Origin of the sequence: Pseudomonas sp. WHRI 8519 (assembly GCF_040224055.2) — a bacterium.
Lineage (GTDB): Bacteria > Pseudomonadota > Gammaproteobacteria > Pseudomonadales > Pseudomonadaceae > Aquipseudomonas > Aquipseudomonas putida_X.
In genome coordinates this window covers 3,976,225-4,000,454 of the sequence record NZ_CP167996.1, presented here as the reverse complement: position 1 = coordinate 4,000,454, position 24,230 = coordinate 3,976,225, and the positions used below count along the sequence as shown (strand labels likewise).

Here is a 24,230-nt window from a genome sequence, read left to right as displayed (position 1 = left end):
CAGCTGCTTTCAGGTATTCGGTTGGTTGCTTCGGTTCAGGTGCGTCAGTGCTGAATGGGCAGCGCTGTGCAGCCTAGAGATCTAGGGGTGGGATTACCGGACGCTTACAACTCACTAACTCAGGTTTTTGATTTTCGGCTTACGAATACGAGTAGCGCTGCGACGTTGAGTCAACTCCCCATCTATCCCGGCCACCAGGATTTTTGGGATGGACTGGCGATGCTGCAAAAGATCTGAGGCTGTCACCCCATCTTGACGTTTACATGCGGCAATTGGTTACATTCAGGTGTTGTTGCATCTGATCAATGACTCGCCTGGCTCTGGACGAAAGAGGCCACTCTGATCTGTAGATGAGCCAGAGCGTGTCCACAACGGGGTTTCCACACTCCACCACCTGCAAAGTATCTTGTTTGTGAAAGGCGCGCCTGGCGAACCTCGGCAGCACAGTAAAGCCCAAACCTCGTGAAACCGGCTCCAGGATGAGGCCTACCTGATTACTGAAGCCTCGTTTCTGGATTGCTTGAATACCCGGTGCTTCTGGATACCTTCGGCTGAGTAGGCGCGTTGCCATAGCGGCCCCGTCGGGGTGATCGATGAAGCCAAGTTCTGAGAGCGTTTCGAACCCCACGTAGGGTTTAGCGGTTGGCAGTATCAACTCCAATGGCTCCTCGGCAAACCTCTGTGCTTCGATCCTCTCGTTGTCTGGCTTGTAAGTTACAATTCCCATTTCGAAACGATTGCTCAGTACTGCTTCGAGTACCTCCGCGTCAGGGGCGAACCTGTGGCGAATGATCAGTCCAGGATGGGCTTGTTGATAGTCCAGCAGGAGCGGATACAGTGCCAATCCTATACTGCCGGGGGACACTAAGCTGATATCACCTACGTCTTGTTCTTCTGCGCTCAGGCGGGCATCGAGTGCACGGCCAGCGCGCTCCATTTCTCTGAAGTAGTCCAACAAGGCATTCCCCGCAGGGGTCAACTCAACGTGCCGGTGGTGACGGATGAACAGACTACCGTACTGCTGTTCCAGGTGTCGTAAGTGCTGACTCACGGCAGCTTGGGTCAGATTCAGATGCTCGGCTGTGCGGGTGAAATTCCCAAGATCGGCAAGCACTGCGAAGGATCGGAGCCACTGCGGGTTAACCATCATGAAGTCTTATCGTAACCATAACGTGATCGTTGTTTTCATTATAGGTCACGGGGGATAGGGTAGGGCCAACTGTTTTGGAGGCTAGCCGTTATGTCCGTTTATCCACGCAATTTCTCTCACATTGGCCTGTCGGTCACCGACCTGGACGGCGCCGTCAAATTCTATACAGAGGTACTGGGGTGGTACCTGATCATGCCGCCGACCACCATCACTGAAGACGAAACTGCAATAGGTGTGATGTGCACGGATGTCTTTGGTGAGGGGTGGGGCTCGTTCCGCATCGCCCACCTGTCCACGGGTGATCGTATCGGCGTCGAGATATTTGAGTTTCCCAACGCCGAGCGCCCGGAGAATAACTTTGAATACTGGAAAACGGGGGTTTTCCACTTCTGCGTACAAGATCCAGATGTCGAAGGCCTAGCCGCCAAGATCGTCGCTGCGGGCGGTAAGCAGCGGATGCCGGTGCGTGAATACTTTCCAGGTGAGAAGCCGTACCGCATGGTTTACATGGAGGATCCGTTCGGCAACATCCTTGAAATCTACAGCCACAGCTACGAGCTCACCTACTCGGCGGGAGCTTACCAATCATGATTATGGCAACAACTCACCGCGCTTTTACCTGGCAGGGCAGCGCTGACCCAGCAGGGCTGAGACTCACTGAGATCCCTCTTCCTAGGCCGGAAGCGGGCGATGTGCTCATTCGCAACGTCGTGATCGGCCTCAATCCTGTGGATTGGAAAGTCTTGGGTGGGCGTCTGGTCAGTTGGCAGCCAGGTCACGTACCAGGTGTAGATGGTGCGGGGGTTGTGGTTGCTGTCGGTGAGAATGTCTCAGCTTCTTGGATTGGCCAACGTGTTGCTTACCACCAAAGCCTTAGTCGTCATGGCAGTTTTGCGGAATATACCTCTGTGAAAGCCAGAGCAGTCCTTCGGGTTCCGGCAAGCGTGAGTTGGGAACAAGCAGCCAGTCTCCCGTGCCCTGCACTCACCGCGTGGTTGGCTCTCGAAAAGCTACCACAGTCATGTCAGACGCTGCTGGTGAGCGGGGCTGGTGGATCTGTTGCAAATCATCTGATTCAGATAGCTGTGCGGCGAGGGTTCAAGGTCAGCTCGCTGAGCCACCGGCGGCATGCGCAACGGCTGACCGATCTGGGGGTGTTCGACTGCATGGAGGGCCCTCTCGTTGAGGCATGGGATGGGCCCATGGTGTTCGACGCTGTAATAGACACGGTGAACGCTGAACATGCTGCGCGACTCGTGCCCGCGCTTAGGGCCAACGGCCACTTGGTATGCGTTCAAGACCGGCTCCAGGCCTCCCCAGTACCACCTTTCACTCGGACGATTTCGATGCACGAGGTGGCACTGGGTGCATTGCATACGTTCGGTGACGATCGTGCCTGGCAAGACCTCGTAGACGCAGGCGAGAGCGTTCTCACCGCATCAGGGAGAGGCGAGTGGGAGCCTGATAGTTTTAATGTCGCCTCGTTCGAGCGTCTTCCAGATCATCTTGAAAACCTGCAGCACCGAGCCTTTAGCGGTAAAGGCTTGATTCGCATCACGAGCGATGAGCTGGGCAACTTGCCGTGACGTGCGCAATGTCTAAAGCTTTCCCCAGTGCACACAAGTGAATGATGATGAACCACTGCGACTCGAGTGCTTAATATTTCCACCCCGTCGTTTGCTACCCAAAGGTATCGCAATGCACAGTGCCCCCGAAGGAAATGAGATCATCATTGGCGCCGACTTGGGCGGTACTAAGCTGTTGCTATTATGCGGAGCTCATTCAAGACGTTTTGAAACGGGGCCCGGTTACACACCCGAAGACTTTGCTACCCAACTCCGCGCCTTCATCGAACATGTGAATCTACGCCCGGTTCGTATTGGAATCGCGGTGCCTGGTCTGGTCGCTCGCGACGGCGAGATCGTTAGCTGCGATGTCCTACCCTGCCTGACAGGCTGGCGTCCAAATACCTCGCTCAAAGCACTTGGGTGCCAAATAACAGTTATCAATGATGTCAAGGCGGCCCTACTGGAAGAGATGCAGGATGTTAGCAACGATTTTACAGGCGGCGTGATCATGGCGGGCACTGCTATCGGAGCCGCATTCATGACGCACGGACGGGAGTTACGTGGTGTTAATGGCTAGGCTGGCGAGCTTGGATACTTACCGCTGCACACTGATGGTTCAGTCAAGCGGTTGGATGAGATAGCCGGTGGCGGTGCTATGGCCACACAAATGGGTCTTAGTGGTGAGGCCCTGGCACAGTTGGCAAATGAGGATGACGCTCTGGCCATGGCTACGGTAAAGGCCGGTGGCGAGGCACTGGGTATTGGGATGGCGAGCGTCATTAACCTGCTCAATCCTTCGCGGCTGGCAGTGGGGGGTGGGGCTTTGAAACTGAAGGGCTACTGGGAGGCCGCTTTGCGGACAGCCCAGGCTCATGCCATTCCACCGCTCTGGGATGCTTGTAGTGTGACACGAGTGAAGTCGGGACATTGTGTAGCGGCGCTAGGAGCGATTCGGGCGGCTCAGCGTGAAGTAGACCACTGACGCTGGTGCTTGCCGGTATTGTTCTGTCCGAAGCCTCCAGGGTCTGAGCGGGCCCTTTCGCGGGTAAGCTGCCCGCTGTCGCGACACCAGCCTCACGCAGTGCCGCGCATGCTTCGGTAGCCGGCTTGCCGGCGTCAGGGCCCGCCCAGACAACACAGTGCTGCCGACTCAGTGCAGAGTTCGCGGCTCGGCCGGCATCTGGACCTGAATCAATGCCGCCTCAAGCAGCACACGCAGCGACTCGAGTTCATGTGTCGACGCCCTCATCAGAGCCGACGCAGGCGACCGCGGCTGAACAAGCATCGCCTGATGCGCAACGGCTAGCGCGCAGTTAGCGAAGTCTGCGGCCTGGATGAGAGTGTCTTCGAGATTGTGGAGGGCATGGGGTGGATCGGGGACTATCTTTAACATTCCTATATCTCCAAGGGGAGCACACCTATCCCGCTGTCAAACAGGTTGGGTGGCAGCTGTGTGCAGGTTGACAGACCGGCGGACATAGGAAGTTCCGGCGCACGCAAGCGTGCCCCACACACAGCCGCCATTGAAGACGCTGCCTACCTACATACCGTTACGGCCTGTCAAAGCCGTGTCGCTGTTGTGCAGCAACAGGCCGAGACTAGAGCGCGAGCAGGGCGACCGCAACGGAAATCAGGCGGCTGCAGTATGTTTGGGAAATGGACTACATGAAAGGGAAAAAGTCTGATTTTTCCGAACACAACCGGAAAACACATAGACCCAGAGCTGACATTCACTCACGGCAGGCAAAAACACTGGCGCTGCCGTGTGTGCAATGCTGTTTCCTACAGCTAAAGCGCCCTAAGCATCTCCCAGAACGATGCCCCAACGCCCGTGATGCTTTCACCGGCAATCAACCCTGCGGCCGCTGTGATCGCGAAGCGCTCTGTGACTTTCGGCCATCGGCAGTTGACCAGCCAGGTAAGCACTGCGCCAAAGCCCATCATCATTGCGATCGACGCCGGCAGTATGAACGCCAACCCCAGTGCGGCGGTGCTCGGCAGCCAGCGTGCCGCCCGTTGCGGTAGCAGGCTGTCCAGCATGCCCAGCAGTACGCCAACGGCGCTGCCGCCCAAAATCGCCCAGCGGATTTCCGGCGACAGCGCGCCCAAGCCATGTGTCAGCGTCTGGGCCACTGCTTTCCAGGTCGCGACAGCCGGCGCAGGCCACTGCTCGGTAAGCAGCATGGTTTGCGGGTCCGGGATCAGCATCAGGTAAACCAGCACGCCGACCACGCTGCCGATGAAAATACCGATGCATTGGGCAACCAGCTGCTTGTGCGGGGTGGCGCCGATCGCCAGGCCAACCTTGAAGTCGTTCATCAGGTCAGTGGACTGTCCGGCCGCGCCACCTGCCGTGTTGGCGCTCATCAGGTTGATGGCCACCTGGCCCGGGGCGATCAGGCCGAAGCTGAGTTGCGACAGCTTGCCAATCGCGCCAATCGGTGCAATGCCGGTGGCACCGACGACGCGTGCGGCGACGACAGCAAGGCAAATCGCCAAAGGAATGCTCAACAACGCCATCCACCAATCGATCCCGAACAGCAGCGCCTGCAGGGCGACGACCAGAGCGATGGACAGCAGCAGACCCGATGCAGGCCCTGGCGAAAACCGTGCCCTGACACGCGGCGCCCGACGTGCTGGCTCATTCGCAGGCAACCGTCGTGGCACTTGCAACAGACGAATTGCCAATGAAGTCAGGGTCGCACAGACCATCAGGCTTATGCCCGGCCACAACAGCCACTCCACCAGCGCGGCGAACTGGGGGCCGCTGGCGTTCGGAGCGATCACTACCAATGCGTGGTCGATCAGCCACGGCGCTAGCCCACCCCAGGCCAGCGCGGCGCCGAATAGCAACGTGAGGCCCACGCGAATGCCGATGATGCCGCCAAAGCCGATAAGCAATAGCGAAGGGTCGACGGTGAAGGTCAGGCGTTCGAGCGCAGGTGTGGGGGCCCAGCGCGGTATGGCCCAGACGAAGCCATCCATCCACTTCACCAGCCCTGACAGCAGCGCTGCACTGCACAGCACTTTGATGCGAGCCATGGCCTCGCGCCCATGATTGTAGATCTGCTGCAGCGTTTCCAGGGTCGCCATGCCTTCGGGGAACTTAAGGTCACGGTCGTTGAGCAAGGCGGGGCGTAGATACCAGGCCATCATCGGCACTGGGTCCAGTTGGTTGCCGGTGAGCAGCGTATAGGCAGGGATCGGTGCCACCAGCCCGCCGGAAATGATGGAGGCAGCCGCCGACGCCACGGTCTGGTTGATATTGCTTTCGTGCAGTGTCCACGCGGGCCGGCCCTTTGTGCGGCCCGCCATGCCCTGCCAGAGGGCGAAGCCGACCAGCAACGCGATGATCGACATGTTGAATGACCAGCCGATCTTGAGGCCCGCATACACATTCGATGGCGTGAGCAAGATGCCCAGCAGCGCGCCGGTGAGCACGGCCCGCGGGCTCAGTTCACGTTCGATGCGAACCTTTGGCAGAGCGGCGGGTGGAGCATATCCCATTACAAATCCCTTTCTCGATGGTGCAAGCGCTGTCTGCACAACTGAGCCCGCAGAGCCCTGAAGGTTCACGCCGATGGGCAGCGTTGTGGACTGGATCGTGCCATGGACGAGGCAGGCCATGGCAAATCGCGAGCAAAAGAAAGCCCGCCGGGAGGGGCGGGCAAAGGAGCGTCTATCACGTAGGGATGGCTGCAGTATCCGCGCGTTGCGGTGAAAATTGAGTGAAAGAAAAGTCAGTGCGACGTGACGGGGCCAGCATGGCAGCCGAATTTTCTCCGGCATGAACAACTCAGGCCTGCGTGCGCTCTTTCTCTGAGAACAACCAGAAGCTTGCATGAAAAAAAGCCCGGAGCTTTCACAAGCCCCGGGCTTTTGTTCAACAGCAAGCCACTATCAGTGGAACTGCTCTTCTTCGGTCGAACCGGTCAGTGCCGTCACCGACGATGCGCCACCCTGAATCACGGTGGTCATGTCGTCGAAGTAGCCGGTGCCCACTTCCTGCTGGTGCGCCACGAAGGTGTAGCCTTTGCTGGCGTCGGCGAACTCCTGCTCCTGCAGCTTCACGTAAGCGGTCATGTCGTTGCGGGCGTAGTCGTGCGCCAGGTTGAACATGCCGTGCCACATGTTGTGGATGCCGGCCAGGGTGATGAACTGGTGCTTGTAGCCCATGGCCGACAGCTCGCGCTGGAATTTGGCGATGGTGGCGTCGTCCAGGTTCTTCTTCCAGTTGAAGGAAGGCGAGCAGTTGTACGACAGCAGCTGGTCCGGGTATTCCTTCTTGATCGCTTCGGCGAAGCGGCGGGCTTCGTCCAGGTCCGGCTTGGCGGTTTCGCACCAGATCAGGTCGGCGTACGGCGCGTAGGCAAGGCCGCGGGCGATGGCCTGGTCGAGGCCGGCGCGTACCTTGTAGAAGCCTTCACGGGTACGCTCACCGATCACGAACGGCTGGTCGTAGGGGTCGCAGTCGCTGGTCAGCAGGTCGGCGGCGTTGGCGTCGGTACGGGCCAGGATGATGGTCGGTACGCCCGATACGTCAGCGGCCAGGCGAGCTGCCACCAGCTTTTGCACGGCTTCCTGGGTAGGTACCAGCACCTTGCCGCCCATGTGGCCACACTTTTTCACCGAGGCCAGCTGGTCTTCGAAGTGCACACCGGCAGCGCCCGCTTCGATCATGTTCTTCATCAGCTCGTAGGCGTTCAATACGCCGCCGAAACCGGCCTCAGCGTCTGCCACGATTGGGGCGAAGTAGTCGATGTAACCTTCGTCGCCGGGGTTCTTGCCGGCTTTCCACTGGATCTGGTCGGCGCGGCGGAACGAGTTGTTGATGCGCTTGACCACGGTCGGTACGGAGTCGACCGGGTACAGCGACTGGTCAGGGTACATGGACTCGGCCGAGTTGTTGTCGGCGGCCACCTGCCAGCCAGACAGGTAGATGGCCTGGATGCCGGCCTTGACCTGCTGCACTGCCTGGCCGCCGGTCAGGGCGCCCATGCAGTTGACGAAATCTTTTTCAGGGCGGAAGGACGGGTGGGCACCTTCGGTGACCAGCTTCCACAGTTTTTCTGCACCCAGGCGGGCCAGGGTGTGCTCCGGCTGCAGGGAGCCACGCAGGCGAACGACATCGGCGGCGGTGTAGGTACGGGTCACGCCTTTCCAGCGCGGGTTTTCGGCCCAGTCTTTCTCGAGGGCTGCAATTTGCTGTTCGCGTGTCAGTGCCATGGAAATAAACCTCGTCGCATCGATCTTGGGGTAATTGTGCTGATGCTCACGAAGCGAATCAGGGGCGTGGCGGCTGTCCTGTCCGGGGGAGTGCGGCGGCGAACGGGAAGGTTCGAAGGGGGGAAGGGGTTGCAGGCCGGGCGAGGGCATGCGCCGGCAGGTCGGCTCGTGGATGCCTTGCTGCGGTGCTACGCGATTGCCAGAACTGCGGTGATGCGCTTCCGTCCCTCGGGACAACTTCTTCGTTGCAGTCGCAATCCCGTCGAACCGCCTTGTGGGCCGTATAGACACGAGTGCCTCCAAGGGTGGGAGGAGGCGCCTCGAAGGCCCTTGCCAGGGCCCCTGATTAGCGGGAGCGAGGCCATCATGCCCTTGGGAAAAAGAGCCTGTCAAATGTTTTGTAGTGGTTTTTTGTGCTTACTACATCTTTGGTCTAGTGCGACTTGTCGGTCAGTTTCAAGGCCTTTGGTCGAGGCCTTGATTCGCCTGGGATCAGTCGAGAAGGTCGACTTTGACACGTAAAGTCATGTTTTCACCCCGTTGGGTGCTGTATGTGCGGCTTGACGCATTGAGCTCGGCCTGGCTCTGCTGGTTGAACCCTGCCAGGGTAATCCACTCGCCGAGCTTGCCGGTCACCGTCGTGTCGGTACTTTGCACTTTCACTACATCAGCACGTTCATGGCTGATGCGGTCATTATTGGTGCTTATTTGCAGACGAACCGTTTCCCCGGTCAGGCTTGGGGTCACGTAGAAACCCTGGGTGACATTGCGGTATTCGGTAGTGCTCTGGATGCGCCCGTAGCCGTCGGTGCTGGTGCTGGTGACCGGGATGCTCTGGCCGACCTGGATCAGCGCGGGTTGGCCTTCGCTGGCCTGGACCTGCTGCAGGCCACCATCCCGGTTGCTGGTGCCGTAATGGATGATGCGCGCATTGCCACGGTTGTCCTGGTAGTTGCTGTCGTTGTTGTCGACGCTGATCATCAGGCGCTTGGGCGCGGTGTCCAGCTGTTGCAGCAGGGTGCGCAGGTCGTCGATGCGTTCGGGGCTGGCATTGACGATCAACTTGTTCTCGAAGGCGCTGACGCTACCGTCCTTGCCGATGAACGACTGGGCGGCGGGCAGCAGCTCGGCGCTGCTGCGGTGCTGCAGCGGCAGCACTTCGGTGGCGGCGTGGGCGGCCAGGCTGGCGGCCAGCAGCAGGGAAGTTAAAAGGGGGCGTAGCGCCATGTCCATGATCTCCGCAGGTGGAATCAACATGATGGCAAAATTGCGCGACTCGTGCCTGTCGTGCATCACACGCTGTCTTTTATCCTGAATTTATTCTATAAAACATAAATTATAGTCGTCTGGATAATTCAGGATAGTGCCATGAGCCTTGCCCGCCCGATCTTCCGCCGCGAACAGCTGGCTAAAGCCCTGGTAAGGGACCTGGCTGGCGAGTCGTTCGTCGACTACAGCTCGGGGATGTTCCTCGCAGCGCCACGGCGCACGGGCAAGAGTACATTCCTGAACAACGACTTCATTCCAGCCTGCCTGGAACGTGGCTGGCTGCCGGTGTATGTCGACCTGTGGTCTGACCGTGATGCCGACCCTGCCGAGTTGATCAGTGGTGCCATCGGCAGCGCTCTGGCGCGTTTTGAAAGCACCCTGGCCAAAACCGCGAAGAAGGCGGGTATCGACAAGATCAACCTGCTGCGCACGCTCAGCTGGGATTTCACCCGGCCGCAGCTGCCCGCCGGTACCACACTGGCCCAGGCGCTTGCGGTCTTGCATCAGGTGTGTGGGCAAATGGTGGTGCTGGTAGTGGACGAGGCGCAGCATGCCCTCAACAGCGAGGGTGGGCTGAACGCCATGTTCGCCCTCAAGGCGGCGCGCGACCACCTCAACCGGGGTGACGGCCCGGATGGGCTGCGCCTGGTGTTTACCGGCTCCAGCCGGGACAAGCTGGCCAACCTGGTGCTCAAGAGCAAGCAGCCATTCTATGGTGCCAGCATCACAGCGTTTCCGCTGTTGGGGCGGGACTTCGTCGACTTCGTGACCGCTGTCTGGAATGGCCGTCTGGCGGCCAGCAACCAGTTCAAGGCCGAGGACCTGGAGTATGCCTTCGAACGTGTGGGCCGGCGCCCGGAGATGCTCGGTAAGTTGCTGACCGAGGTAAGTATCGGGCTGGGCGAGGCGGGCAACCTTGGCGAACTGCTGCGCACCGGCGCACTGAACCATCAGGCCGGGGTGTGGAGCGACTACGAAAGTGCCTGGAACGAGCTGTCTGCCTTGCAACAGGCGGTGCTGGCGGTGATGGCCGAGCGCACGCTGGCCCGGCAGCCGTTCTCGCCTTTCACCGAACAGACCTTCATCGACGTCAACCGCAAGCTGGAACAGGCCGCTGCTCAAGCCAATGCCACCACACCCAATGTGCAGAAGGCCCTGGATGCCTTGCGGGAAAAGGAGCTGGTGTGGAAGGCCAATCGTGGCGAGTACGCGCTGGAAGATGTGGCAATGGCCGAATGGCTGGCGCGCGGCTAGGGCTGGCTTGCTCGCGGTGGTCTCAGCCAGACAAATTCCGTAACATCCCGCCCTTCGTTTGTTTTTCAGTATCGGCCGCCTGGCCCTGCATCACAGGATACTCATGAAACCCGCCCGACTTCGCGCCGACCTGCTCGCCGGCCTGACCACTTCATTCGCCCTGGTGCCCGAGTGCATCGCCTTCGCCCTGGTGGCGCACCTCAACCCGCTGATGGGCCTGTACGGCGCCTTCATCATCTGCACCCTGACTGCGCTGTTCGGTGGCCGCCCGGGCATGATCTCCGGTGCTGCCGGCTCGATGGCGGTGGTCATCGTCGCCCTGGTGGTGCAGCACGGTGCGCAGTACCTGCTGGCCACCGTGCTGTTGGGCGGAGTGGTGATGGTCCTGTTCGGCCTGCTGCGCCTGGGCAAGTTGGTGCGCCTGGTGCCGTATCCGGTGATGCTTGGCTTCGTCAACGGCCTGGCGATCGTCATCGCCCTGGCCCAGCTGGAGCATTTCAAGGCGGGTGAGCAATGGCTCAGCGGCGCGCCGCTGTGGCTGATGATCGGCCTGGTGGCGCTGACCATGCTGGTGGTGTACGTGCTGCCCAAGCTGACCCGCGCCGTGCCACCGGCGCTGGTGGCGATCCTCGGCGTTGGCGTGCTGGTGTACCTGCTTGACCTGCCGACCCGCACCCTCGGAGACATGGCGCACATCGCGGGTGGGCTGCCGGCGCTGGCCCAGCCGGATGTGCCCTGGAACCTGGAGACGCTGAAGATCATTGCCCCATACGCGGTGCTGATGGCCATGGTCGGCCTGCTGGAGACCCTGCTGACCCTGAACCTCACCGACGAGATTACCGAGAGCCGCGGCTACCCGGACCGCGAGTGCGTGGCCTTGGGGGCGGCCAACATGGTTTCAGGCTTGTGCGGTGGCATGGGCGGCTGCGCGATGATCGGCCAGACGGTGATCAACCTGAGCTCCAATGGCCGCGGCCGGCTGTCCGGCGTGGTGGCGGGGGTGATGATCTTGTTGTTCGTGCTGTTCCTGTCGCCGCTGATCGAGCGTATTCCGTTGGCGGCGCTGGTCGGGGTGATGTTCGTGGTCGCCCAGCAGACCTTCGCCTGGGCGTCCTTGCGCGTGCTGCACAAAGTGCCGGTCAGTGATGTGCTGGCGATCATCGCTGTGACGGTGGTCACGGTGTTCACCGACCTGGCCACGGCCGTATTGTTCGGTATCGTCATCGCAGCGGTGAATTTTGCCTGGCAGCATGCTCGGGAGCTGTATGCCGACAGCCATGAAGATGCCGAGGGGATCAAGCATTACCAAGTGCATGGCACGCTGTTCTTCGCCTCGGTCACGCCGTTTCTCAACCAGTTCGACCCGGCGGGTGACCCGGCCAAGGTTACCCTGGATTGCCAGCATGTGAGCTTTGTCGATTACTCGGCAATTGCCGCATTGAAGACCTTGCGCGAGCGCTATGCCAAGGCGGGCAAGCAGCTGCGGGTGGTGCACCTGTCCGAGCGTTGCAAGAAGCTGTTGAAGCGGGCTGGCGAACACCACTGAGTTCTTGATGGGGCAGTGCCGGCCCTATCGCCGGCAAGCCGGCTCCCACCTGGATTGCGGCAACTTTTAGAAGTTGGGCAAGACAGTTGCTCCACGGATTGCGCTGGCTTTCAGAAATCGGGCAAGAAGGTTGCTTCCACAGGTAAAGCGCAGCCCTGAAGCGCTGCGCGGTCGGGGTGGGAGCCGGCTTGCCGGCGATCGAGGGCGCAGCCCTCGCGCGGTTCACTCCCCGCGATTCTTCTTCACAATCCCGTCTGCAATGCTCGCCGGCGCCTCGGCATAACGGGTGAACTCCATCGTGTAGCTGGCCCGCCCCTGAGTCATCGAGCGCATCGAGGTGGCGTAGCCGAACATTTCTCCCAGTGGCACCTCGGCACGGATCACCTTGCCGGCGGGCGTCTCGTCGCCATCCTGGATCATGCCCCGGCGCCGGCTAAGGTCACCCATGATGTCCCCCTGGTATTCTTCGGGCGTGACCACCTCGACCTTCATCACCGGCTCCAGCAACACCGCCCCACCTTTTTGCGACAGTTGCTTGGTGGCCATGGAGGCGGCGATCTTGTAGGCCATCTCGTTGGAATCGACGTCGTGATACGAGCCGTCGTATACCGCAGCCTTGAGGTTGATCAGTGGGTAGCCGGCAAGCACGCCGTTCTTCATCTGCTCCTCGATGCCTTTCTGAATCGCCGGGATGTACTCGCGCGGTATCACGCCGCCAACGATTTCGTTGATGAACTCCAGGCCTTCCTTGCCTTCATCACCTGGCGCAAAGCGGATCCAGCAGTGCCCATACTGCCCGCGCCCGCCGGACTGGCGAACGAAGCGGCCCTCGATCTCGCAGGTGTTGCGGATCTTCTCGCGGTAGGCGACCTGGGGCTTGCCGATATTGGCTTCGACGTTGAACTCACGCCGCATGCGGTCGACGATGATATCCAGGTGCAGTTCGCCCATGCCGGAGATGATGGTCTGGCCGGTCTCCTCATCGGTGCGCACGCGGAACGAGGGGTCTTCCTGGGCCAGCTTGCCCAGGGCGATGCCCATTTTTTCCTGGTCGGCTTTGGTTTTGGGTTCTACGGCCACGGAGATCACCGGGTCCGGGAAGTCCATGCGCTCGAGGATGATAGGTTTGTCCATGTCGCACAGCGTGTCGCCGGTCGTCACGTCCTTCATGCCGATCAAGGCCGCGATGTCACCGGCGCATACGTCCTTGATTTCAGCACGTTGGTTGGCATGCATCTGTACCATCCGGCCAATGCGTTCTTTCTTGCCTTTGACCGAATTGAGCACTGCATTGCCGGAGCTGAGCACGCCGGAGTACACCCGGGCGAACGTGAGCGTACCGACGAAAGGGTCGGTGGCGATCTTGAACGCCAGGGCCGAGAACGGTTCCTTGTCGTCGGCGTGGCGTTCCAGGTGTTTATCTTCGTCGTCCGGGTCGGTGCCCTTGATTGCCGGGATCTCGGAGGGCGCTGGCAGGTAGTCGATCACCGCATCGAGCATCAGCGGCACGCCTTTGTTCTTGAACGAAGAGCCAAGGATGGTCGGCACGATTTCGTTGGCAATGGTGCGCTGGCGCAGGGCGGCCTTGATCTCCTCGATGCTCAGTTCCTCGCCATCGAGAAACTTCGTGGTCAACTCGTCATTGGCCTCGGCCGCCGCCTCGACCATGTGCGCGCGCCATTCGTCAGCCAGTGCTTTGAGTTCGTCCGGGATTTCTTCTTCGCGGTAGGTGGTGCCATGGTCGGCGTCGTTCCAGTAGATCGCCTTCATCTTCACCAGGTCGATCTGGCCGATGAAGTTCTCTTCGCTGCCGATGGCCAGCTGGATCGGTATCGGGTGGTGCCCCAGGCGCTTGTCGATCTGTTTGACCACGCGCAGGAAGTCCGCGCCCTGGCGGTCCATCTTGTTGATATAGGCCAGGCGCGGGACGTGATACTTGTTGGCCTGGCGCCACACGGTCTCGGACTGTGGCTCCACCCCGTCGGCACCGCTGAACACCACCACGGCGCCATCGAGCACGCGCAGCGAACGTTCCACCTCGATGGTGAAGTCGACGTGGCCGGGGGTGTCGATGATGTTGAAACGGTACTTGTCGGCGAACTGCTTGGTCGAGCCCTGCCAGAAGGCCGTGGTCGCCGCCGAAGTGATGGTGATGCCGCGCTCCTGCTCCTGGGCCATCCAGTCCATGGTCGCGGCACCATCATGCACCTCGCCCATCTTGTGGTTGACCCCGGTGTAGAACAGGATGCGCTCGGTGGTCGTGGTCTTGCCGGCATCCACGTGGGCGACGATACCAATGTTGCGGTACAGCTCGATGGGCGTTGTACGGGCCATGACACACTACCTGCGGATGAGCGGATTCTCCCAAGGTAGCAGAGCGGGAGAATCCTGCTTTACCGCCGGGCCGTCAGTCGGCCTGGGCTTGCAGCAGCCACTGGCCGTCCACTTCGCGGGCAAGGCCGCTGGCGGGCAGCAGGGCCAGCAGGCGCTCATGCAACGCCGCCTCGGTAAAAGTCTTGAGAGTGGCAAGGTCCAGGGCCCCGACCAAGGGCAGGTCAGCCTTGGTGTACGACAGCCAGGCTTTTTTCAGTACCTGCGCGACGTCGCTGCCGGCGGTGCTGGCGAAACGTCGGTGCCACTGGCCGCCCTCGAACATGAAACTGTGGGCGTGGGTATAGGTGCTTTCGTCGCCACCTTCGCTGCAGCGGTGGCAGCGGCACGGGCCTTCGCCAAACGCGTTGCGCAGGTAGCTGTTGAAGTCCACGACGGGCTTGAGGGTCAGGCGTTTGTCGACCTCGAACAGGTCGGCGATCAGGGGTTCTTCGGCGCTCACTCGGTGTCCTCGTGTGGTGTGGCGTGCATCGGCGCGCACCCTAACAGATCAAGCCGGGGGAGGCCATTAGAGACAACAGCGTACAGCTGCCGTAATCTACGCGCCCGCAAGCCTGCATCCAATACCGAGGTAACCCCGCTTGAGCACCCAGTTCCCGTACACCGCCACCGTCACCATCAGCGCCGAAGACCGTGGGGGCGATGTCGAGGCCTCGGAAAACCCCAGCATGCGTGTTGGCCTGGAAGCCGTGACCGAAACCCTGAAGAAGGTGCATTTCGTCGGCACGCTCGCGGCCCCGGAAAAACCGGCCACGCATATCTGCGTGACGCTTGAGAACGGCCTGACCTACTACGGTCCGATCGTCAACGGCCACGCCGAACTCGAAGGCGGCTGGATCGCTTTCGAGTCCGACATGCTGACCCCGCAGGAGCTGGGCCTGTAAGCCTCAGTTCAACTCCGCCAGGCACTGCTCGAAGATGTTCAACCCTTCTTCGAGCACCTCGGCTTCGATGGTCAGTGGGGCCAGCAGGCGAATGATGTGGCGCGCCTTGCCGCTGGGCATCAGCAACAGGCCTTTGGCCCTCGCCGCGTCCATGACCTTGGCCAGCTGAGCGGGGGCAGGGCTGCCGTCGGCATTGACGAACTCGATCCCGCGCATCGCACCGACGCCTGTCAGGCGCCCGATGAACGGAAAGCGTTGCTGCCAGCGTTCTACGTGGCTGACGATGGCCTGCTCCTGGCGCTCGCCCCATGTGGCAATGTTCTCATCCGTCATCTGCGCCAGGCTTGCCAGCGCCGCCGCACAGGCAATCGGATTGCCCGAATAGGTCCCGCCGAGGCCGCCCTTGGGCAGCGCCGCCATCAACGCCTGGCGCCCGACCACCGCCCCCAGCGGCAGGCCACCGGCAATACTCTTGGCCAACAGCAGCAAATCCGGCTCGATGCCCAGCCGCGGGAAGGCGAAGCGCTGCCCGGTGCGGCCGAAACCCGACTGGATCTCGTCGATGATGATCAGGATCCCGCGCTCGTCGCAGAACCGGCGCAGCGCCTGGGCAAAGGCCGGGTCCAGGGCGAGGAAGCCGCCTTCGCCTTGCACCGGCTCCAGGATGAACGCCGCCACGTCCTCGACCGCAAGCTCGACGCTGAACAGGCGGTCCATGGCCTGGAGCGCCTGCTCGCAGGTGACACCGGTGTCGGCGCTGGGGTAGGGCAGGTGGTAGACCGGCCCCGGCAGTTCACCGACCCTTTGTTTATAGGGCGCGACCTTGCCGTTGAGGTTCAGGGTGGCCAGGGTGCGGCCATGAAAGCCGCCATCGAAGGCGATGATGGCGCGCTTGCCGGTGGCACCGCGGGCGACCTTGAGGGCATTTTCTGCTGCTTCGGCGCCGCTGTTGGTCAACATGCCGGCCAGCGGGTAACTGACCGGCACGAACGCGCGCAGGTGCTCCATGAGCTCCAGGTAAGGGCCGTGAGGCGCCGCGTTGAAGGCATAGTGGGTCAGGCGCGTGGCCTGGGCCTGGATGGCCGCGACCACGGCCGGGTTGCAGTGGCCCAGGTTGAGCACGCCAATGCCGCCGACGAAGTCGATGTAATGTTTGCCGTCGGTATCCCAGACTTCGGCATTACGACCATGGGAAAGTGTAATCGGATGAACGATGGCAATGGATTGGCTGATACTTTCCAGATTCATGGGCACGCAGACCTTGTTCGAGTTTCTTACTATCGAAGCGCGTCGAAGTGCTATTCCACAAACGAATTATTCGATTGCGATCATTCCATGGATTCGCGAACTTGGTCAGTCTCCCTCTGCCACGCGCTCACCAATCCACTGCACGAAGGCCCTGATCTTCGGTACCTCTGCCGCGTGCTCGGCATGGGCGATGAAGTGCCGCCCATTGCTCGCCACCGGGTGGTCCCAGGCCACTACCAGCTTGCCTTCGCTCAACTCCTCGGCCACCAGGTAGCGCGGGATCAGGGCGATGCCGCAACCTGCGATGGCCGCACGGATGCACAGGTAGAACGTGTCGAACCGTGGCCCGTGGTAGCTGTTCTGGCTGTGCAGGCCCAGCCCCAGAAACCATTCGTGCCAGGCTTCCGGGCGAGATGCGCATTGCAGCAAGCGGTGCTCGGTGAGGGCCTGGGCACTGTCGAAGCGGTGCCTGGCCTGTAGCTGCGGTTTGCACACCGGCACCACTTCTTCGCTGAACAGTTCGATGCAGGTCGCCCCCGGCCAGGTGCCCTGGCCGAAAAAGAAGGCGATGTCCGCCTTGGCCTGCACCAGGTCGAAGGGCTCCAGCTCGTTGCGGATGTCCAGGTGGATGCGCGGGTAGCGGTCACCGAAGCCCCTGAGCCTGGGCACCAGCCAGCGAGCACCGAAGGTGGGCTGGGTGGCGATGCGCAGCACTTCGGTTTCGTCGCCATAGCTGAGGATGTAGCGGCTGGAAATGTCGATCTGGTTGAGGATCTTGTTCACTTCGGTCAGGTACAGGGCGCCGGCCGGGGTCAGGTGCAGGCGCCGACGAACGCGCTGGAACAGCGAGTGTGCAAGCAGTTCTTCAAGTTGCGCGACCTGCTTGCTGACGGCGCTCTGGGTCAGGTGCAGCTCTTGCGCCGCCCGGGTGAAGCTCAGGTGGCGGGCGGCCGCTTCGAAACACTGCAGGGCGGTAGTCGAGGGCATCAGGCGTTTGGACATGGCAGGCGCGTACCGAGCAAAAAAGGAAGAAGTTCATTCCATACTGGAATCATGTGCTTCGAAAAGGTCGTTTGTTGACCTCGCCCTATAGATTAATACTGACCTGGATCAACGATTACAACCGGTACTGCGAACAGGAGGAAAGTGCACCGCCGGCAACTGCAAAACAAGAAAAACAGCATCACGACTTAGAAGCATTCTGCTCCAACTTTTTCAGCCGTCCCTGGGACGGCCGACCCATTCGAGGGTTCTCCATGGCTTCGCTAGAAAACAAGAAACAGCGTTCCCTGCAGCACGGCCTGACCTCCCGTCAGGTGTCGATGATTTCCATCGCCGGCATCATTGGCGCCGGCTTGTTCATCGGTTCCTCAAATGCCATTGCCACCGCTGGCCCGGCCATTCTCATCTCCTACGCCATGACGGGCCTGTTGGTGTTGCTGGTGATGCGCATGCTCGGCGAAATGGCCATTGCCAACCCCAACAGCGGTTCCTTCTCGACTTACGCCTCCGAGGCCATCGGCCCCTGGGCAGGGTTCACCATCGGCTGGCTCTACTGGTGGTTCTGGGTGCTGATCATCCCGGTCGAAGCCATCGCTGGCGCTGACATCCTGCATGCCTACTTCCCGGCGGTACCGTCGTGGTTATTCGCCTTCCTGATCATGTTCGTGCTGTCGGGCACCAACCTGGTCAGCGTGAAGAACTTCGGTGCGTTCGAGTACTGGTTTGCCCTGGTCAAGGTGATCGCGATCATTGCCTTCATCGTGGTCTGCAGCCTGGCTGTGTTCGGCTTGTGGCCACTGGCCGAGGTCTCAGGGGTGAGCCGGCTCTGGGACAGCGGTGGGTTCATGCCCAATGGCTTCGGTACCGTGCTCGGTGGCGTGTTGATCACCATCTTCTCGTTCTTTGGCGCCGAGATCGTCACCATTGCCGCTGACGAGACCGCCAACCCGAAAGACAAGATCCGCCGCGCCACCAACCTGGTGGTGTACCGCATCGCCATCTTCTACCTGGCCTCGATCTTCCTGGTGGTGTCGCTGGTGGCCTGGAACGATCCGCAACTCAAGGCGGTGGGTTCGTTCCAGCGGGTGCTTGAGGTGCTGAATGTGCCCGGTGCGAAATTGCTGGTCGACCTGGTGGTGCTGGTGGCGGTCACCAGTTGCATGAACTCCGGCCTGTATACCGCTTCGCGCATGCTGTATTCCCTGGGTGCCCGTGGCCAGGCGCTGAGCATGACCAAACGTATTTCCGGTGCCGGCGTGCCGACCGTGGCGGTGGTCCTCTCGACCCTGGCAGGCTTTGCCGGCTGCTTCGTCAACTACGTGTTCCCCGGCAAGGTGTTCGGCTTCCTGCTGTCGACCACCGGTGCGATTGCCTTGCTGGTGTACCTGGTGATTGCCGTATCGCAATTGCGCATGCGGGCCCGTGCCGATCGAGAGGGGCGTGCGCTGGAGCTGAAGATGTGGCTGTTCCCCTGGCTGACCTGGCTGGTGATCGGCACTATCGTAATGGTGCTGGGCTATATGCTGTTCAGTGATGCGTACCGTTACGAGACGCTGATGACGGCCGGGGTGACCTTGTTCATCCTGCTGGTTTCGCTGACTCAGCGCGGTGCCAGGGCGGTGGCGCAGCCTGCCTGAACATTGGGGCGCTTTGCGCCCCTTTGCATTGGCGCATGCCAAGCGCGGCGCTACCATGCAGCTTGCATCCCTACCCATTGCCACACGTAAAGGACGCGTATGAACGAACAAGCGCTCTGCCTGCAGGCATTGGCCGCACCCGACGGTATTTGCTACGGCTGCGGCGTTGCCCACCCCAGCGGCCTGCATGTGCAAAGCCATTGGGACGCCGACGGTATCCACCTGGTGTGCCGCCACACGCCCGACGGCACGTTCACCGGCTGGCCGGGGCTGGTCTACGGCGGCCTGCTGGCGATGCTGGTCGATTGCCATTCCAACTGGACTGCCATGGCCTACCACTACCGGGCCGAAGGGCGTACGCCGGGCAGCCTGCCACGTATCGATTGTGTCACCGGCAGCCTGGGCCTGAACTACCTCAAACCCACACCCCTGGGTGTCGAGCTGCTGCTGAAGGCGCGTGTGGAAGGCGAAGTCGGGCGCAAGACGCGGGTCATCTGCGAGGTCTGGGCGGGGGATGTGCTGACAGTCAGCGCCGATTCGGTGTTCGTCCGTGTGGATACCGAAAAGCTCAAGCTCAAGGCCCATGGCCAAGTGAGCTGACAACGGCAGGTGATGGTCAGCCGCCCGTGATGTTACTAAAGTGACAGGTCCATTCCCTTGGCACAGGTTGACCATGACCGATCTCAGCGCATTTCCCGTCACACGCAAATGGCCCGCGCAACACCCCGAGCGCCTGCAACTGTACTCGCTGCCTACGCCCAACGGCGTCAAGGTGTCGATCATGCTGGAGGAGATCGGCCTGGCTTACGAGCCGCACAAGGTGAGCTTCGAAACCGACGACCAGCTCAGCCCTGAGTTCATCTCCCTCAGCGCCAACAACAAGATCCCGGCGATCCTCGACCCCGATGGCCCTGGCGGCCAGCCTTTGCCGTTGTTCGAGTCAGGCGCGATCCTGCAGTACCTGGCAGAAAAGAGCGGGCAATTGCTCAGCCATGATCCGGCGACCCGCTACCAGACGCTGCAGTGGCTGATGTTCCAGATGGGCGGCATCGGCCCGATGTTCGGCCAGGTCGGCTTCTTTCACTTCTTCGCTGGCAAGGAGTATGAAGACAAGCGCCCACGGGACCGCTACGTCAACGAATCCAAGCGCCTGCTAGGCGTGCTGGACCGGCACCTGCAAGGGCGGCAGTGGATGGTCGATGAGTACAGCATCGCCGATATCGCCATCTTCCCCTGGGTACGTAACCTGGTGGAACGCTATAACGCCAGTGAGCTGGTCGGCTTCGATCAGTTCAAGAACGTGCAGCGCGTGCTGAGCGGTTTTCTCGAGCGCCCAGCCGTTCAGCGGGGCCTGAAAATCCCAGGTTGATGCGCTGTGACCCGGTCAGTGAATTTCCAAGCCTGTCGAAAGGCTGCGTGCCAATGCAGGAGGCGTCGATGATCCGCTGCAAGCGCGAGGTGCCACGGCCACGGTTGGTTGAGCAAGGCGGTGTGTGATGCCCATTGAGCTGATACCTGCGACCGATGCCCACCGCACCTTCGCCCGTGACCTCACGCGCCGGGCCATGCTGGCCTACTATCGAGAATTCGATCTGTTGTGGATCGAAGAGGCGTTCGATCAGGCCTGGGATTGGCGGGAGCAGTGGCTGATCGTGGAAGGGGGATCCGTGCTGGGCTTCTGCAGCCTCAGCAAGGACCGCCAGGCATTGTTCATTCGCGAACTGCACCTGTTGCCTGAGCATCGCGGGCGGGGGGTTGGCAGTTGGGTACTGCAAGCGCTGGCCGATAAGGCGGCGCAGCAGAGGCTGCCATTGCTGCGCTTGATGGTGTTCAAGAGCAACCCGGCGCGGCGGCTGTACCAGCGCCAAGGGTTTGTCGAAATGGGCGAGGATGAGTGTTTTGTGCGTATGCAGAAGGTGATTGGCTGATCCGCGTCATATGTGTGTTGTAAAAGCCATGCAGATCAAGACTTACGGCGCTTGGTGGAGGCATGATACTGGCTTGCGACTCCGGCGTGCGATGGGCATAGTGACCGAGTAGTCTGCAAAGGCCCACAGGGTTGTGAGCAGTTTTTGATGATGGCTAGGGAAGCAGGAGAAACATCAGTATGAATGGGCTCGGTCCGCGTCTTAAGGAAGAGCGTGAACGGCTGGGGATGACCCAGCGGGTGTTTGGTGATATCGGCGGCGTCGAACCCAATGCCCAGGGCAAATATGAAAGTGGCGAGCGCACGCCAAGGCTCGATTACCTAGCTGCGCTGGCGGCCAGAGGCGTGGACGCGCTCTATGTGCTCAGCGGTGTTCGCACCCCCGCGCAACTGGACAGTCTGACGGCGGATGAAACCGGTTTAGTGGCTGCGTTCAGGCGCCTGGCTGCTGACGACAAAGCCGCGTTCGGGCATTTGCTGGAGCGCCTGTTGGGCGATGGAGGGCGCAGTGATGCGATGCGGCCGCAGTGGCGTGAGCGTAGGGCCTTCCCTAAGGAAGTTTTACGCTAGGCCCGTCTTGAAAAATTTTGTTAAGGTGGCGGGATCCAATCGCCCTGTTGACGAGGTGTCTGCTTGATTAGGGTCCTAGTGGTCGACGACCACGATCTGGTGCGAACCGGTATTACACGCATGCTGGCCGACATCGACGGCTTGCAGGTAGTGGGGGAGGCGGATTCGGGCGAGTCGGCGCTCAAGCTGGTCCGGGAGCTCAAGCCGGATGTCGTGCTGATGGACGTCAAGATGCCTGGCATTGGTGGCCTTGAGGCTACCCGTAAACTGTTGCGCAGCCACCCTGATACCAAGGTGGTGGCCGTGACCGTGTGCGAGGAAGACCCGTTCCCCACGCGCCTGATGCAAGCCGGCGCGGCCGGCTACCTGACCAAGGGCGCGGGGCTGGACGAGATGGTCCAGGCCATCCGCCTGGCGTTTGCCGGGCAGCGTTACATCAGCCCGCAGATTGCTCAGCAACTGGCACTCAAGTCGTTCCAGCCGCAAGGTTCGCCGTTCGACGCGCTGTCGGAGCGGGAAATCCAGATTGCCCTGATGATCGTTGGGTGCCAGAAGGTTCAGCTCATCTCCGACAAGTTGTGCCTGTCGCCCAAGACCGTCAATACTTACCGGTATCGGATCTTTGAAAAACTCTCGGTCACCAGCGACGTCGAACTGACGTTGCTGGCCGTTCGCCACGGTATGGTCGACGCAAGCCTCTGAACCTCATGTCCCAAGCTTTTGATGCCAGCGCGTTCCTGGCAACCTGCAGCGCTCGCCCGGGCGTCTACCGGATGTTCGACAGCGAGGCTCGGCTGCTCTATGTGGGCAAGGCCAAGAACCTCAAGAAGCGTTTGGCCAGCTATTTCCGCAAGACTGGCCTGGCGCCTAAAACGGCCGCGCTGGTGGGGCGCATCGCCCAGGTCGAGACCACCATCACCGCTAATGAGACCGAGGCGCTGCTGTTAGAGCAGAACCTGATCAAGCAGTGGCGGCCGCCTTACAACATTCTGCTGCGCGACGATAAATCCTACCCGTACGTGTTTTTATCCGACGGCCAATTCCCACGGCTGGGCATTCACCGCGGCGCGAAAAAAGCCAAGGGACGCTACTTTGGGCCATACCCCAGCGCCGGGGCCATTCGCGAAAGCCTCGGCCTGCTGCAAAAAGCCTTCTCGGTACGCCAATGCGAGGACAGCTATTACGCCAACCGCACCCGCCCTTGTCTGCAATACCAGATCAAGCGCTGCAAGGGGCCTTGTGTGGGGCTGGTCGATGCAGAGGAATATGCCGAGGACGTGCGCCATTCGGTGATGTTCCTCGAGGGCCGCAGCCAGCAGTTGGGCAATGAGCTCAATGCCGAGATGGAAAAGGCCGCGATGGCCCTGAACTTCGAGAAGGCCGCCGAACTGCGCGATCAGATCGCCTTGCTGCGCCGGGTCCAGGACCAGCAATACATGGAAGGCGGCTCCGGCGATGTCGACGTAGTCGCCGCATTCATCAACCCCGGTGGGGCCTGCGTGCACCTGATCAGCGTGCGCGGTGGCCGGGTGCTGGGCAGCAAGAACTTCTTCCCGCAGGTAGGCATCGAGGAAGAGGTGTCCGAAGTGATGGCCGCCTTCCTGTCCCAGTTCTATGTGGGCAATGCCGAGCGCGAATTGCCGGGCGAATTGATCGTCAACGTGGTGCACGAGGACTTCGCCGCAATCAGCGAGGCATTGCAAACCCTGCGCGGCCGTGAACTGACCATCAGCCACCGCGTGCGCGGCACCCGCGCGCGTTGGCAGCAACTGGCGGTGACCAACGCCGAACAGGCGCTCAACGCCCGCCTGGCCAACCGCCAACACATGGCAGCACGGTTCGAGGCCCTGGCCGAGGTGCTGGGCCTGGACGAAGTGCCGCAGCGCCTGGAGTGCTACGACATCAGCCACTCCAGCGGCGAGGCAACGGTCGCCAGTTGCGTGGTATTCGGGCCTGAAGGCCCGCTCAAGTCTGATTACCGTCGGTTCAACATCGAAGGTGTGACCGCCGGTGATGACTACGCCGCTATGCACCAGGCCCTGACACGCCGCTATGGGCGCATCAAGGACGGCGAGGGCAAGTTGCCCGACGTGCTGCTGGTGGACGGCGGCAAGGGCCAGCTGAACATGGCCCGCGAAGTGATGCAGGAGCTGGCCTTCACCGACCTGACCCTGCTCGGTGTGGCGAAGGGCGTGACCCGCAAGGCCGGTTTCGAGACCCTTTACCTCAATGACGTGGCCCACGAGTTCACCCTCAAGGGTGACAACCCGGCGCTGCACCTGATCCAGCAGATCCGCGACGAAGCGCACCGTTTTGCCATCACCGGGCACCGCGCTCGCCGTGGCAAGGCCCGCCGAGTGTCCAGCCTGGAAGATGTTGCCGGGGTAGGGCCCAAGCGCCGCCGCGACCTGCTGAAACATTTCGGCGGCCTGCAAGAGCTCAACCGCGCCAGTATCGATGAAATCGCCAAAGCGCCCGGCATCAGTAAAAAGCTTGCCGAGTCGATTTATGCCAGCCTGCATAGCGAGTAGAATGCCGGGCTCAACCCGCAGCCAGTC

General features: G+C 61.1%; 21 protein-coding genes and 1 pseudogene. 13 read left to right on the top strand and 9 right to left on the bottom strand.

Annotated features, from left to right (window positions below; all coding sequences use genetic code 11):
• Positions 1 to 259: 259 nt before the first annotated feature.
• On the bottom strand, positions 260 to 1,150 hold the full coding sequence (locus ABRP30_RS18355; RefSeq protein ID WP_349975105.1) for a LysR family transcriptional regulator: 891 nt from the start codon (positions 1,148 to 1,150) through the stop codon (positions 260 to 262).
• Positions 1,151 to 1,240: 90 nt separating this feature from the next.
• On the opposite strand from ABRP30_RS18355, the gene ABRP30_RS18350 reads away from it, so the two are divergent.
• The 3 genes and pseudogenes from ABRP30_RS18350 (at position 1,241) to ABRP30_RS18340 (ending at position 3,700) form a co-directional block, all read left to right on the top strand.
• Entirely contained in the window at positions 1,241 to 1,741 is a 501-nt protein-coding gene (locus tag ABRP30_RS18350) for a lactoylglutathione lyase family protein (RefSeq protein WP_349975104.1), read from the top strand.
• Positions 1,738 to 2,736, top strand: a complete 999-nt coding sequence (locus ABRP30_RS18345; RefSeq protein ID WP_349975103.1) for an alcohol dehydrogenase catalytic domain-containing protein — start codon at positions 1,738 to 1,740, stop codon at positions 2,734 to 2,736. The genes ABRP30_RS18350 and ABRP30_RS18345 overlap by 4 nt, the downstream gene beginning before the upstream one ends.
• Positions 2,737 to 2,848: 112 nt before the next feature.
• Positions 2,849 to 3,700, top strand: a pseudogene (locus tag ABRP30_RS18340) (ROK family protein).
• 168 nt (positions 3,701 to 3,868) lie between these two features.
• On the opposite strand, the gene ABRP30_RS18335 reads toward ABRP30_RS18340, so the two are convergent.
• From ABRP30_RS18335 to ABRP30_RS18320, 4 genes are all read right to left on the bottom strand, one after another.
• Positions 3,869 to 4,111: a hypothetical protein gene (locus ABRP30_RS18335; protein WP_349975102.1), complete on the bottom strand. Its 243-nt coding sequence runs from the start codon at positions 4,109 to 4,111 to the stop codon at positions 3,869 to 3,871.
• A 395-nt stretch (positions 4,112 to 4,506) separates the two neighbouring features.
• The gene (locus tag ABRP30_RS18330) at positions 4,507 to 6,225 is read right to left on the bottom strand and encodes an OPT family oligopeptide transporter (RefSeq protein ID WP_349975101.1); all 1,719 of its coding nucleotides are present in this window, start codon (positions 6,223 to 6,225) and stop codon (positions 4,507 to 4,509) included.
• 393 nt (positions 6,226 to 6,618) lie between these two features.
• Positions 6,619 to 7,944, bottom strand: coding sequence for an isocitrate lyase (gene aceA / locus ABRP30_RS18325; protein ID WP_012315229.1), 1,326 nt, complete (start codon positions 7,942 to 7,944; stop codon positions 6,619 to 6,621).
• Between the two features lie 492 nt (positions 7,945 to 8,436).
• Positions 8,437 to 9,171: a secretin N-terminal domain-containing protein gene (locus tag ABRP30_RS18320; protein ID WP_372490501.1), complete on the bottom strand. Its 735-nt coding sequence runs from the start codon at positions 9,169 to 9,171 to the stop codon at positions 8,437 to 8,439.
• Between the two features lie 141 nt (positions 9,172 to 9,312).
• Between ABRP30_RS18320 and ABRP30_RS18315 the strand changes: the two genes are divergently transcribed.
• Together ABRP30_RS18315 and ABRP30_RS18310 are read left to right on the top strand one after the other, a co-directional pair.
• Entirely contained in the window at positions 9,313 to 10,467 is a 1,155-nt protein-coding gene (locus ABRP30_RS18315; protein ID WP_267817175.1) for a hypothetical protein, read from the top strand.
• Positions 10,468 to 10,570: 103 nt separating this feature from the next.
• Positions 10,571 to 12,013 carry a SulP family inorganic anion transporter gene (locus ABRP30_RS18310; protein ID WP_349975100.1) on the top strand — a complete coding sequence of 481 codons (1,443 nt, stop codon included), beginning with the start codon at positions 10,571 to 10,573 and terminating at the stop codon, positions 12,011 to 12,013.
• A gap of 222 nt (positions 12,014 to 12,235) precedes the next feature.
• Here ABRP30_RS18310 and fusA read toward each other — a convergent pair whose 3' ends face one another.
• Complete coding sequence (fusA, locus tag ABRP30_RS18305) at positions 12,236 to 14,347, bottom strand: elongation factor G (RefSeq protein ID WP_349975099.1); 2,112 nt, start codon at positions 14,345 to 14,347, stop codon at positions 12,236 to 12,238.
• Between the two features lie 73 nt (positions 14,348 to 14,420).
• Complete coding sequence (locus ABRP30_RS18300; protein WP_349975098.1) at positions 14,421 to 14,846, bottom strand: hypothetical protein; 426 nt, start codon at positions 14,844 to 14,846, stop codon at positions 14,421 to 14,423.
• 139 nt (positions 14,847 to 14,985) lie between these two features.
• Between ABRP30_RS18300 and ABRP30_RS18295 the strand changes: the two genes are divergently transcribed.
• Positions 14,986 to 15,288, top strand: a complete 303-nt coding sequence (locus tag ABRP30_RS18295; protein WP_241805399.1) for a hypothetical protein — start codon at positions 14,986 to 14,988, stop codon at positions 15,286 to 15,288.
• 3 nt (positions 15,289 to 15,291) lie between these two features.
• Here the strand turns inward: ABRP30_RS18295 and ABRP30_RS18290 are convergent, their stop codons facing one another.
• A complete protein-coding gene (locus ABRP30_RS18290; RefSeq protein WP_349975097.1) occupies positions 15,292 to 16,536 on the bottom strand; it encodes an aspartate aminotransferase family protein in 1,245 nt (414 codons plus the stop codon).
• A gap of 105 nt (positions 16,537 to 16,641) precedes the next feature.
• Positions 16,642 to 17,538, bottom strand: a complete 897-nt coding sequence (locus ABRP30_RS18285) for a LysR substrate-binding domain-containing protein (RefSeq protein ID WP_349975096.1) — start codon at positions 17,536 to 17,538, stop codon at positions 16,642 to 16,644.
• 254 nt (positions 17,539 to 17,792) lie between these two features.
• Between ABRP30_RS18285 and ABRP30_RS18280 the strand changes: the two genes are divergently transcribed.
• The 7 genes from ABRP30_RS18280 to uvrC all read left to right on the top strand — a co-directional run bounded on the left by ABRP30_RS18280 (position 17,793) and on the right by uvrC (position 24,203).
• Complete coding sequence (locus tag ABRP30_RS18280; protein ID WP_349975095.1) at positions 17,793 to 19,175, top strand: amino acid permease; 1,383 nt, start codon at positions 17,793 to 17,795, stop codon at positions 19,173 to 19,175.
• Between the two features lie 99 nt (positions 19,176 to 19,274).
• Entirely contained in the window at positions 19,275 to 19,775 is a 501-nt protein-coding gene (locus tag ABRP30_RS18275; protein WP_241805395.1) for a PaaI family thioesterase, read from the top strand.
• Between the two features lie 73 nt (positions 19,776 to 19,848).
• Positions 19,849 to 20,544, top strand: a complete 696-nt coding sequence (locus ABRP30_RS18270) for a glutathione S-transferase N-terminal domain-containing protein (RefSeq protein ID WP_349975094.1) — start codon at positions 19,849 to 19,851, stop codon at positions 20,542 to 20,544.
• 127 nt (positions 20,545 to 20,671) lie between these two features.
• Positions 20,672 to 21,103 carry an N-acetyltransferase gene (locus tag ABRP30_RS18265; protein WP_267817161.1) on the top strand — a complete coding sequence of 144 codons (432 nt, stop codon included), beginning with the start codon at positions 20,672 to 20,674 and terminating at the stop codon, positions 21,101 to 21,103.
• Positions 21,104 to 21,282: 179 nt separating this feature from the next.
• Positions 21,283 to 21,672: a helix-turn-helix domain-containing protein gene (locus ABRP30_RS18260; RefSeq protein WP_241805392.1), complete on the top strand. Its 390-nt coding sequence runs from the start codon at positions 21,283 to 21,285 to the stop codon at positions 21,670 to 21,672.
• 63 nt (positions 21,673 to 21,735) lie between these two features.
• Positions 21,736 to 22,374 carry a UvrY/SirA/GacA family response regulator transcription factor gene (gene uvrY / locus ABRP30_RS18255; protein WP_012315215.1) on the top strand — a complete coding sequence of 213 codons (639 nt, stop codon included), beginning with the start codon at positions 21,736 to 21,738 and terminating at the stop codon, positions 22,372 to 22,374.
• 5 nt (positions 22,375 to 22,379) lie between these two features.
• Positions 22,380 to 24,203: an excinuclease ABC subunit UvrC gene (gene uvrC, locus ABRP30_RS18250; RefSeq protein ID WP_241805391.1), complete on the top strand. Its 1,824-nt coding sequence runs from the start codon at positions 22,380 to 22,382 to the stop codon at positions 24,201 to 24,203.
• Positions 24,204 to 24,230 lie beyond the last annotated feature (27 nt).